Source organism: Sulfuricurvum kujiense DSM 16994 (genome assembly GCF_000183725.1).
In the GTDB taxonomy this organism is placed as follows: Bacteria; Campylobacterota; Campylobacteria; order Campylobacterales; family Sulfurimonadaceae; genus Sulfuricurvum; species Sulfuricurvum kujiense.
This window is the reverse complement of record NC_014762.1, coordinates 165,464-177,770: the sequence shown is the minus strand read 5'-3', so window position 1 is coordinate 177,770 and position 12,307 is coordinate 165,464. Positions and strand designations below refer to the sequence as shown.

General features: G+C 44.5%; 9 protein-coding genes and 1 pseudogene. 8 read left to right on the top strand and 2 right to left on the bottom strand.

All coding sequences use genetic code 11. The features are described 5' to 3' along the window. Positions 1-44: 44 nt before the first annotated feature. From SULKU_RS00880 to SULKU_RS00850, 8 genes and pseudogenes are all read left to right on the top strand, one after another. Positions 45-638, top strand: coding sequence for a type II secretion system protein (locus SULKU_RS00880; RefSeq protein ID WP_013459034.1), 594 nt, complete (start codon positions 45-47; stop codon positions 636-638). Between the two features lie 2 nt (positions 639-640). Then, positions 641-712, top strand: a pseudogene (locus SULKU_RS15405) (type II secretion system protein); the annotation flags it as partial. Between the two features lie 66 nt (positions 713-778). Beyond that, entirely contained in the window at positions 779-1,135 is a 357-nt protein-coding gene (locus SULKU_RS00875) for a hypothetical protein (protein WP_245535152.1), read from the top strand. A 40-nt stretch (positions 1,136-1,175) separates the two neighbouring features. Beyond that, a complete protein-coding gene (locus tag SULKU_RS00870) occupies positions 1,176-2,738 on the top strand; it encodes a GspE/PulE family protein (RefSeq protein WP_013459032.1) in 1,563 nt (520 codons plus the stop codon). Continuing rightward, positions 2,728-3,768, top strand: a complete 1,041-nt coding sequence (locus SULKU_RS00865) for a type II secretion system F family protein (protein ID WP_013459031.1) — start codon at positions 2,728-2,730, stop codon at positions 3,766-3,768. The genes SULKU_RS00870 and SULKU_RS00865 overlap by 11 nt, the downstream gene beginning before the upstream one ends. Beyond that, a complete protein-coding gene (locus tag SULKU_RS00860; RefSeq protein WP_013459030.1) occupies positions 3,769-4,434 on the top strand; it encodes a type II secretion system GspH family protein in 666 nt (221 codons plus the stop codon). 98 nt (positions 4,435-4,532) lie between these two features. After that, complete coding sequence (locus SULKU_RS00855; protein WP_013459029.1) at positions 4,533-6,941, top strand: flagellin N-terminal helical domain-containing protein; 2,409 nt, start codon at positions 4,533-4,535, stop codon at positions 6,939-6,941. A gap of 222 nt (positions 6,942-7,163) precedes the next feature. Next, complete coding sequence (locus tag SULKU_RS00850) at positions 7,164-9,572, top strand: flagellin N-terminal helical domain-containing protein (protein ID WP_013459028.1); 2,409 nt, start codon at positions 7,164-7,166, stop codon at positions 9,570-9,572. A gap of 42 nt (positions 9,573-9,614) precedes the next feature. Here SULKU_RS00850 and SULKU_RS00845 read toward each other — a convergent pair whose 3' ends face one another. Both SULKU_RS00845 and SULKU_RS00840 read right to left on the bottom strand, forming a co-directional pair. Beyond that, on the bottom strand, positions 9,615-11,615 hold the full coding sequence (locus tag SULKU_RS00845) for a motility associated factor glycosyltransferase family protein (protein ID WP_013459027.1): 2,001 nt from the start codon (positions 11,613-11,615) through the stop codon (positions 9,615-9,617). Positions 11,616-11,684: 69 nt separating this feature from the next. Beyond that, on the bottom strand, positions 11,685-12,305 hold the full coding sequence (locus SULKU_RS00840; RefSeq protein ID WP_013459026.1) for a pseudaminic acid biosynthesis-associated methylase: 621 nt from the start codon (positions 12,303-12,305) through the stop codon (positions 11,685-11,687). Positions 12,306-12,307: the final 2 nt, after the last annotated feature.

Genomic DNA, 12,307 nt, shown 5'->3' with positions numbered 1-12,307 from the left:
ATATAGAATTTATTTTTTCTTTTAGAACACAAGGAGTGTGTACAATGACTATCTATAAAAATCACAGAAAAGGTATCTCTCTCGTTGAAATGACGATTGCCGTTATCTTGTTTGGTGTTTTATCAACCGTTACAATGCTGTATTACAAAAATCTTTTCAACATTGATTTAACGTCTAAAAAAGCACGTATTGCAGCTTTGATGGATCAAGGCAGACAACTCTCAGGTGCGTATGATGTTTATATAGCGCAGTTCGGTATTGCCCCATTGGATGTCAATTTGTCCGATTTTAACGCAACTAATGTCATGATCCTTAAGCATCTTCCTAAAGATATCATCGAAATGACCACAGTAGGATGGGAGCTGAATACTTCAGCAGTTGACGGACATCCTGCATTTCAGTTTCCTATTGACTTGAATGGTACCTCTTATAAACTGGCCGGTGTCAAAGATGATGATCAGTATTGTGCTATCTTCAACCATGAAATCAATACAAGTTTGGATTTAAATGTCTCCGACAACATGAATTTCGGAACAGCAGCCAGCCAATATTCCGCCCTCGGAGATGCATTTTGCTATACCGAAATACTTGGAGCCAATGATCACAAACATTGGATTATGATCGTTCAACAAAATTAATAATGAAAAATAAAGGATTTACTCTCATTGAAATTGCTGCGACTATATTTTTGGTCGGGTTATTAGGGGCGATAGGATATTTTTATCTAAATACCTCCTCCTTAACCAAGTCACAATACAAAAGTGCTCTCCAGTCTCACATGAATCTCATTGAATCCATGGTGTTTCAATGTAAGAGTCTTTCCGAGCAATTTCCAAAAGAGCTGAATGCTTCTGTTGACGCATCGAATACTCTCCTAACCGAATTAGAGTGCAATACCTCTACACCTTATTCACTAGACGGGGGGAGAAACGGGTTTGTTCCCGTTTCTCCGAGCGGCTTCAATCCTTATACGGCAACCGAATCAGGGAGTGCATTCTATATTATGACCAGTGCGGAAAACAACTCAACCCAAGATAAAGCGTTAAAAGAGCTTATCCTCAATTATACCTCCCAACAAGCGACGTTGGAACACAACCTAACTTCAGCACGTTTTAAATTTTACCTTTCGCGCTGAATATTCTCTTTTTGTGTTATAATTAAACCAAAAAGTGCCTATGAATATTAAAAAGATATTGACGTCGAAACAGCTGGAAGTATGCCAAAAAGAGCAATACTATTATCAGCAAATCGGCATTAAAAAGCATCTTCTCGATATTGCACTCTCTCACCACTTCATCCAAAAAAAAGAGACCTCAAAAACCTATAATCTCGAACTCATGAAAGAATACGAAATGATTATCGCCGACGAACGCGATGACACCCTCACAATTCTTCGAAAAGAGCTTTTAGGGGAAAAACGTCTTGCCGAACTCAGCGGAAAAGTCCATAAAAAAATCGAGCAAAAAAATATCCCCGTTCGTGAGTTTCAACAAAAATATACGTCTCTTCTGCGCGTCGATCCCGAGAGTATTGAGCGAAAAATCAAGCAGTTTAATGCGATGGATGACGGAGAAAATGAAGTCATCGATATTTTTGAAATGCTTCTGGAATACGGTATTCAACGTTCCGCCAGTGATATCCATATCAATGCCTACGAATCGTTTTATTGGCTCCGCTACCGCATCGACGGAAAAATCATAGCCCGATACCTCCTCAATCATGAGTTGGCGCAACGTTTTGCTCTGATTATCAAAGAGCGCTGCAACATCGATATGATTAATGTCTATGCCCCTCAGGGGGGAAGTTTCTCCCGCGAATACGAAAACCGCACCATCGATTTTCGTATTGAAATTGCCCCGTCGCAGTATGGAGAAAATATCGTTTTGCGTATTTTGGACAAAGCGAGCAATATCAAATCGCTTAACTCCCTCTTCCCTAAAAGCCACCCTATGTCGGAACACCTTCACCATTTCGTCAACCAGTCCAGCGGCTTTTTTCTCGTCGTAGGACCGACCGGAAGCGGGAAAACAACAACGCTCAACGCCATTTTAAATCAGCGGGACAGACTCCACGAAATCATCTATACGATTGAAGATCCGATCGAGTATAAAATCGACTTCGTTACCCAGTATCAGATCAACGAGGCAAGCGGCTTTACCTTTGCGGAGGGGATGAAATCGATCATGCGTCAAGACCCTGACGTCATTGTTATCGGGGAAATGCGGGATCGCGAATCGATTCTCACCGGACTTAAAGCGGCGCACAGCGGACACATGGTTTTCTCTACACTCCATACACCCAACAGTTTTATGGCGATGGAACGTATCCGTGATGAGGGGGGGGATCTCTTTATCCTCGCCTATTCACTCAGCGGAGTTGTAGCTCAACGGCTTATTCCTAAACTCTGCTCGTGTAAACAACCCTGCGGCGTTGAAGACGGAAAAGCATTTTTTAGCACCGAAACGTATGGGTTTGAAAAAAGCGGCTGTATCCGATGCAATTTTACTGGATACAGTGGTCGGGCATTATTGCTGGATATGGTTTTTATCCCCGGAGATATGAAAATACGCTACCAATTTTATCTTGCCCTTAAAAACAGCACCGTCTTTAAAGCATGGGAACACTTCATCACGTTTAGCTATTTCCAATCGGCTGCGTATTTATTCGAGATGGGGACATGTGATTATGAAACGCTCTCTAGCGAATTGCTATCGTTAGGATACGTCCATGAAACCTGATGTACTCACCCTCTTAAAGGCGCTGCAGTTATCTTTGGAAAATGGAAAGAGCCTTACTAATGCACTCAATTTACTTCAAAATACGGCAAAAGACAAGGACGAACGCGCCATATACATCAATATTACCCGCTCAATCCAAGAAGGAGCCTCTTTTTCCAATGCGATAGAGAAATACATATCCCCTTCCCCCGATATCATCCAGTTTGTTGCTATGGCAGAAAAAGGGGGTGGATTCGTCAAAACGCTCAAATCGGTTGTAAATTATCTAGAGATAAAAAACCGATTTCATCAAGAGTCAAACGACAAAATTGCCCTTCCTGTCATCTATTTTACGTTGACGGCAATCATCATTATTTTCATCCGTTTTTTTGCTGTTCCGTTTCACATCAGTGAAGCCAAAAGCTACGATCCGAGAATCTACGCTATTATCGCTGAACATTTGGATATGGCTCTTATTCTAAGCAATCTTCTATTAGGAGGATTGCTTTTCTTTTCGGCCTATTTTCTTATCGTTATGATCGCCCTTTTTAACTATAGTGGAGCCATTCAAGGCGTGGCGAAACGGATAGCGTCGCACCTGCCGATCTCTTCTCTCGTTATCGGTTATTTTGAAAAATTCATCCTACTGAGTCTGCTCAGCGAAATGCTTAAAAATGGCGTTTCGTTAAAAATGACCTTTAAAACCGCCGCAAACAGCACCATTATTCCTCGCATATCAAAGCAATTCGAGGGGATTCTTGCCCAAGTGAGCCGAGGCGAAAAAAACTTTTGGAGTATCCCCTTTTTCGAAGAGATCGAACAGCACCTCCTCGCCGGAGCGGGAACAGTAGCTCAACTGGGCAATATGTTTGGTGAATTTGCGGACCGGGCCAGATTTAATGCACTCACTATGGCGAGTAAGTTTTTTCGCAGTATGACGATAGTGGCTATTTTACTACTGTCGTTTGCCGTATTTGTCGAATTTTTCACCATCGTCTTGACTCAGGTATTAATCCAACAAGGGATCATCGATCAAGTAGGACATGCATAAATGAGACAAGGATTTATGCTTATCGAAGTAATGCTTGCCATTGTCATGGCAGGAATTTTGGCAGCAGTACTGGCGACTATGGGATATTACACAGTTATTCAAGGCAATACTCTAAAACAGCAAAACAGCAAAACGATGCTTGAAGTGATCCGAAGCCGATTACTCAATACTGCTTCAAATCCGGATAATGATGCCTATTTTGAACTACTAAAAGAGGTAAATGCTACCGTTCCGGTTGTGATTGGTTTGGGGAAAGACGCATGGGGTCGTAATATCAGCTACACGACCTACGATTTTGGTACCCATAATACAAACGCCACTTATGCCGATAATAATACGACATCCATCTCTCCCAATGCAAATGTACTCGGCCGTCTCCTCAGCCGAGGGGAAGACGGTATTTTACAAACCAATGCGACCCATTCGAGTGCTCAGGGTGATGATATACTGCTCGAAATCGGGATCGGTGAAACCAACCATATGAAACTCTATAACGGTTCGGAAGTCTCCACACAGACCCGCGGATACAACAGCGCAATCGTCGCCCTTTCAACCGACCCCTATCCGGCTTCGCCTATTAACGGAACCATTTTATTTCTACGCGATACCAACGTAACCAAAATTTACGATTCCAATACATCCGACTGGATTCAAATTTCTCCCTAATATGTTAAAGCTTTTTTTTTATCGTCCGATATAGTCTGTAACAGCAAGGACGCTGAACTAACTTAAGAGCAAAAGCTCTTGCGATAAAAGGATTTATCATGGGTTTCAGAATTAATACTAACATTTCGGCGATGAACGCTCACAGTAATAGCGTAATGAACAATCGTAATTTGGACGAGTCTCTCTCCAAACTCAGTTCAGGTCTTCGTATTAACAAAGCCGCAGACGATGCATCAGGGATGGTTATTGCCAATGCGCTTCGTAACCAAGCAAATTCTCTGGGACAAGCGATCTCTAATGGTAACGACGGTATTGGTTTGATCCAAACGGCGGATGGTGCACTCAACGAGTACTCAAAAATCCTCGACACCATTAAAACCAAAGCAGTTCAAGCATCATCTGATGGGCAAAACACCTCTTCACGTCTTGCGATTCAAAAAGATATCAACCGTTTGATGGAAGAGCTTAACACCATTGCAAAAACTACCTCTTTCAACGGTCAGAAACTCCTCTCCGGATCGTTTACCAATAAAACTATCCAAATGGGTGCCAGCTCAAACGAAGGGGTTAACTTTTCGGTTGCTTCTGCAGAGACTAATAAAATCGGTCATACCAGCCGTGCGACATTGAACCTCGCTTCGGAAGTGGGAAGTGTGCAATTGACGATGAAAAGTGCCTTGACGGGTGAAAACATCACGATGAAAGCAATCGATATTCAATACAATAATACACCGGAAAACGGTATGGGTGCATTGGCCGATGAGATCAACTCCCACAGCGGTATTACCGGTATCCGTGCCAAAGCGGTCGTTGAAGTAACCTCTGGAAGTGCGATTGCAGCGGGTGCTACGGGAACCGATTTCACTATCAACGGAATCAACATCGGAGCAATCAATACTAAAGCCAATGACGGCGACGGCGCATTGATGGCGGCGATCAACGCGAAAACCGCCCAAACGGGTGTTGCGGCAACGATCACCGATGATGGAAAAATGACCCTCAAATCAACCGACGGTCGTGCGATCAAAGTACAGGGGAACGTCGGTGACGTCTTCGGCGGAACGGCGAATCAGCTCTCTACGGTCGGATACATCGAACTGGTTCAAAAAGGGGCGGCAGAGTTTCAAGTCAGCGGTATCGGTGCCGGTGCCGTCGGAGGGACGATCAACCTCTCAGGGGCTACCAGTATGGTTAAAGACTCAATCCTTGCGGCTGGCTCTTCGATCGCCGTCGGTTCGACGTTGAAAGTGGGAACCACCATCGGGGGAGATGTTAACTTGTCTGCAGCTACCACGTTGGTCTTGGACGGAACCCTCAAAGCGGGGACAACCCTTCTATCGGCAACGACATTTGCCAAAGGGACCACAACGGGAGCCGCTTTCAATACGTCAGCTGCCGTAGCGCTTTCATCGGATATGTTCATCACGGCCGGTTCTACCCTCGTAAGCGGTTCTATCCTTGACTCAGGAACCGTAGTACAACAAGACTTTACCGTCAACGGCGTAACGTACAGCAAAGGGGATACTCTCACTTCGGACGTTACGTTGACGGCATCCTTAACCCTTACCTCTGATATGACGATCAACGTCGATCTCAGCGGTACTGCCAACTCTTCCATTGCCGCAGCGTCGACCATCAACGTCGGTTCGGTACTCGGCGGTAACCTTGTCAGCAGTTCGAGTGCAACCGTATCGGAAGATATGACGCTCAAATCGGGATCAATTATTGCGGCCGCTTCCAAACTCAAAGCGGGATCGGTACTCGGTGCCGATACGGTCAACTCATCCGCCGTTACAACCTATACAACGACTGATTTGAAAGCGGGAAGCTCTTTGGCCGCCGCAAGTACGCTCAAAGAGGGTTCAACGATCGGGGGGACGGTCATCAACTCATCCGCCATTACCCTCAATTCGGATATGACGATCAAAGCGGGTTCAACCCTCGCAACCGGTACCGTGATCAAAGCGGGAACCGTTCTGACTCAGGATCTTACCGCCGCTCAAACCGGTGCAGCAGCAATGAGTGCGGGGGATAAAGTAACGGTCGATATCACGACCGGTGCAGCTATCACCCTCTCTGAAGATATGACATTGCTTCGCGGAGATGGTACGGCTCCGACCATCGCTGCCGGATCAACCTTTATGCCGAATACGGAGAACTCCGGTAGTGTCGGAATCGATGCGGGCGAGGTGACGAACCTCTCCAGTGTCAGCGTCCTCAATCTCACAGATGCCATGAAAGCGATCGATACTCTCGATGCCGCTATCGGGGATCTCGATACGATCCGCGCAGACCTCGGTTCGGTTCAAAACCAGTTGACGGCTACAATTAACAACATCAGCGTGACTCAAGTTAACGTTAAAGCGGCGGAATCACAACTCCGTGATGTCGATTTCGCGGCAGAGAGTGCAAACTTCTCTAAATTTAACATCCTTGCACAATCAGGAAGCTATGCGATGAGCCAAGCCAATGCTGTGCAGCAAAACGTATTGAGATTGTTACAATAGTAACAAGATCGTATAGCAACCTTTTGGTTGCGTAATACGTTTCTCTGAAAACATGCTTCGTTTGCTACAATAGCCTCTTGCACGTTGATCGGGCTTGTCCCGATCAACTCTTTTTCTCTCTTCTTATTCTTCTTAAAACTATATACCTTAATTCTGGAACTATTTTTGCTTTAATCCGTTTAAATACGCGCATGGACGCAAAACCACGATTAAGGATTTAACATGGGTTTTCGAATTAACACTAACATCGCAGCAATGACTGCCCATACAAGTGGGGTAATGAACAATCGTAATTTGGACGAGTCTCTCTCCAAACTCAGTTCAGGTCTTCGTATTAACAAAGCCGCAGACGATGCATCAGGGATGGTTATTGCCAATGCGCTTCGTAACCAAGCAAACTCTCTGGGACAAGCGATCTCTAACGGTAACGATGCAATCGGTTTGATCCAAACGGCGGACGGTGCACTCAACGAGTACTCAAAAATCCTCGACACCATTAAAACCAAAGCAGTTCAAGCATCATCTGATGGGCAAAACACCTCTTCACGTCTTGCGATTCAAAAAGATATCAGCCGTTTGATGGAAGAGCTTAACACCATTGCAAAAACTACCTCTTTCAACGGTCAGAAACTCCTCTCCGGATCGTTTACCAATAAAACTATCCAAATGGGTGCCAGCTCAAACGAAGGGGTCAACTTTTCGGTTGCTTCAACAGAGCCGAATAAAATCGGTCATACCAGCCGTGCTCAATTGAACCTCGCTTCGGAAGTGGGAAGTGTGCAATTGACGATGAAAAGTGCCTTGACGGGTGAAAACATCACGATGAAAGCAATCGATATTCAATACAATAATACACCGGAAAACGGTATGGGTGCATTGGCCGATGAGATCAACTCCCACAGCGGTATTACCGGTATCCGTGCCAAAGCGGTCGTTGAAGTAACCTCTGGAAGTGCGATTGCGGCGGGTACTACAGGATCGGGATTTGCGATTAACGGAATCAACATCGGGGCGATCAATGTCAAAGCCAATGACGGCGACGGCGCATTGATGGCGGCGATCAATGGCAAAACCACCCAAACGGGTGTTGCGGCAACGATCACCGATGATGGAAAAATAACCCTCAAAGCAACCGACGGTCGTGCGATCAAAGTAGAGGGGAATGTGAGTGACGTCTTCGGCGGAACGGCGAATCAGCTCTCTACGGTCGGATACATCGAACTGGTTCAAAAAGGGGCGGCAGAGTTCCAAGTCAGCGGTATCGGTGCCGGTGCCGTCGGAGGGACGATCAACCTCTCAGGGGCTACCAGTATGGTTAAAGACTCAATCCTTGCGGCTGGCTCTTCGATCGCCGTCGGTTCGACGTTGAAAGTGGGAACCACCATCGGGGGAGATGTTAACTTGACTGCAGCTACCACGTTGGTCTTGGACGGAACCCTCAAAGCGGGAACGACCGCAGCAGCGGGAACGACATTTGCCAAAGGGACCACAATGGGAGCCGCTGTTAATCTAACGGCTGCCGTAGCTCTTTCGGCCGATATGTATATCACGGCCGGTTCTACCCTCGTAAGCGGTACGATTTTTGATGCAGGTACGTTAGTACAACAAGACTTTACCGTCAACGGCGTGACGTACCACAAAGGGGATGTTCTCTCTTCGGACGTTACGTTGACGGCATCCTTAACCCTTACCTCTGATATGACGATCAACGTCGATCTCAGCGGTACTGCCAACTCCTCTATTGCCACAGCATCGACCATCAACGTCGGTTCGGTACTCGGCGGTAACATTGTCAGCAGTTCCACCGCTACCGTATCGGAAGATATGACGCTCAAATCGGGATCAATTCTTGCGGCCGCTTCCAAACTCAAAGCGGGATCGGTGCTCGGTGCCGATACGGTCAACTCATCCGCCGTTACAACCTATACAACGACTGATTTGAAAGCGGGAAGCTCTTTGGCCGCCGCAAGTACGCTCAAAGAGGGTTCAACGATCGGGGGGACGGTCATCAACTCATCCGCCATTACCCTCAATGCGGATATGACGATCAAAGCGGGTTCAACCCTCGCAACCGGTACCGTGATCAAAGCGGGAACCGTTCTGATGCAAGATCTTACTGCCGCTCAAACCGGTGCTTCAGCAATGAGTGCGGGGGATAAAGTAACGGTCGATATCACGACCGGTGCGGCTATCACCCTCTCTGCAGATTTGACATTGCTTCGCGGAACAGGTACGGCTCCGACCATCGCTGCCGGATCAACGTTGATGCCGAATACGGAGAACTCCGGTCGGGTTGGAATCGATGCGGGCGAGGTGACGAACCTCTCCAGTATCAGCGTCCTCAATCTCACAGATGCCATGAAAGCGATCGATACTCTCGATGCCGCTATCGGGGATCTCGATACGATCCGCGCAGACCTCGGTTCGGTTCAAAACCAGTTGACGGCTACAATTAACAACATCAGCGTGACTCAAGTTAACGTTAAAGCGGCGGAATCACAACTCCGTGATGTCGATTTCGCGGCAGAGAGTGCAAACTTCTCTAAATTTAACATCCTTGCACAATCAGGAAGCTATGCGATGAGCCAAGCCAACGCTGTGCAGCAAAACGTTTTAAAACTCCTCCAATAACCTCGCCGCTGCTTATGCAGCGGATTTTTCCCTAATCTCCTCTTACTCCAAATAACTTTCCATTTTCGATAGATAGGTTTTCGATATCTTTAACAATTGATCATCCAACATCCGATGCATTTGTACTACATGTTTATTCGGGTTACTCAGCTCCTGTGTATTAAAAAGGGCATAGATATAACTCAACACTATCAAAAAATATTCATAATAAACCTGTGCAAGATTTGAATTTGTTTTGTAGTCCATGTCACTCAACTCAATCGAGAGTTTTGTCAAAGAGTTAAGATAAGCCTCCGGATGAGCAAACTTCTTTTTTTGATGCTGTTTAATAATTTTTTCTAGCGCTTTTGCTGTTTTTATTTGATATTTTATCCATCCCTTATCTTCCTCATTAAACTCTGTCGATCCGATGGATTGAAAAAAATCTTTCAGCGGTTGATGTATCTCTTTTTTATCCAAAACATTCCACTGACCCCAATCGTATTCACCGATACGGAGCGGTTCACACCCCTGCAACAATGCTCCGTTGCTTAGATTATAGATACGATGATAATCTTGTTTAAATTTATCCGTAAACATTTCCAATTGCCAAATAGAGAGTTTATACGCGGCAAGTGTCGGAACCTGCTCTAAAAAGTTCCCCGGTACAAACTCTATCGCTTCCGAAGCTTCCAATGATGCGTTCTCTTTATCCACTTTACCGGTAAACTGATCGGGATGGAAGTCTCCATGTGATTGCAATGTCTCACTGTCCAACGCCATATCGATTCCCAACAAAAACATATTAGCTGCGCCGAGGATTAAAAACAGCGCATACGTATACTCTCCGACGCTCGGAGCCGACAGTGTCCCGAATCCTCGTTTGTAATGTGTCCCCTGATCAATAAAATGGATACTCTTTTTATCGAATTTTTGGACGGTCGCTTCATCAACATTGGCGGAGAGAATAACAACAGTATTTTTAAAATATTCGGCGATATCCAGCCCTTCGAACAGTGCTGCGGTATTTTCTCCCGGATCGATATGCATGACGACATCGGGAGAAATATTGTAACTGCTCAAAAGTCGGCAGGTTGAAAGTGCACTGACGATGATAAAACGATCACTGTTTTCTTGCACCCATCGGATATTTTTAAGGGTTGATGGACCGGAAAAAAGGAGTAAGACCGGTTTCTTTGAAAAAAGATTATCGACATAGTAACGACCGATATTGAGAAAAGAATATTCTCTAATCAAATAGCGAGGAGAATCGATATAACGCAGCAGCATCGGACTGTAGCCATAATTGATATAGCTTTGAGAGAATACGTGCGTTTGAAGACGTTTTACTTCCTCTTCATAATCCAGTGTAAAAGGGATGAACTTCATGTATAAATTATGATTATTTCCTTTATGCAAAAACGGCATAAAATTTTCTCTCTCTTTTTCAGTATCATCGGTGATTGAAAAATAAAGGTACCGATTAACTGCAAGTTTTTCATAATCGGTGACAAATAAAGAGAGTCTGAATATCTCAAGATTTTTTTCTTTTATAAATACGACTTGTGATTTTAATTTGTCGGCGATGCTTTCTACGTATAATCCCAATCCAATACCGATAAAAATAATTTTATCAACACTCTGCATATAGGTTTCATACGATGTATATCGCTTGACATAATTAATAATTTTAATCGTCGCCCATAATACATTATGAAACGAAAGTTCGCTTTTATCAATGTATTCGGCTTGTTCATCCGTAGCAGCAGCCAAACGCTGCGCATAAAAAATACCGCCGGTACGTTTGAAATTTACACCCTCAGTTACCCTTTTCGCATGTTCATAGCTGTTTTCTTTATACAGCAATTCATTGCTGGAGAGTTCCAAAACGTCAAAGTACCCCTCTTCTTTGTACTCAAGGGCATATCGCTCGATATATTCCTCTGCCTCGATCAAAAGATTTAAAAGATTTATTCTTTCATAAAGTTCAGGGTAATTTCTTTCGAGAAAAAGAAGGTTTTTTTGAAACGTGTTCAGCGCTTCGGTAATGATTTCGGCAGACATACCGGTATCCTTTTAGAAAATATTGGTGCCTTTTTATTTCAAAAATTCTTTATCAGCATATCGACCCGTTTACTTTTTTTCAAATAAAAACCAGTTGACATCTTCTTGTCCATGTCGAGGATCGCGCCCGTAAAAAAATCCGTAATCCAAAAGGGTGAGGTCAGGATATTTTTCCCACAACTCTCCGGCAAAATCCCGTTTAAATAATTTTTCTTTATGCCCTCGATAATCCAGTTCAACGGGAGATGGACTGTGATACTCAACCATTGCTATATATCGCTTGCTGCTCTTATACATTCGTTCATAAACATTTTGGAGTTCATTTGGGTCAATATGAATCAAAACCCCTTTAGTAAAAACCAGATCATAGTGCCGTTCAGATTCAAATTCTAAAATGGATTGGTGATAAATATTCAAATCCGGTATTTTTTTGAGGTGCTCAACTGCAACGGCATTGATTTCTACTGCTGAGAGATATGCCTTGGGAAGAAGGTTCCCAATAGCATGTATATTCATTCCGATGTTAGCACCAAACTCAATGATCGACTCTATCTTCTGTATACGCTGAAAGAGTCGGGCGAAGATTACGGTATTGGATGCGATTAAGTTTTCTCCTCGATTTCGTGAAATGTAATCATCTCCGAACTCTCCTGCCCAAAATTTTTCTTGCTCAGTGCTAAATTTACTCATTT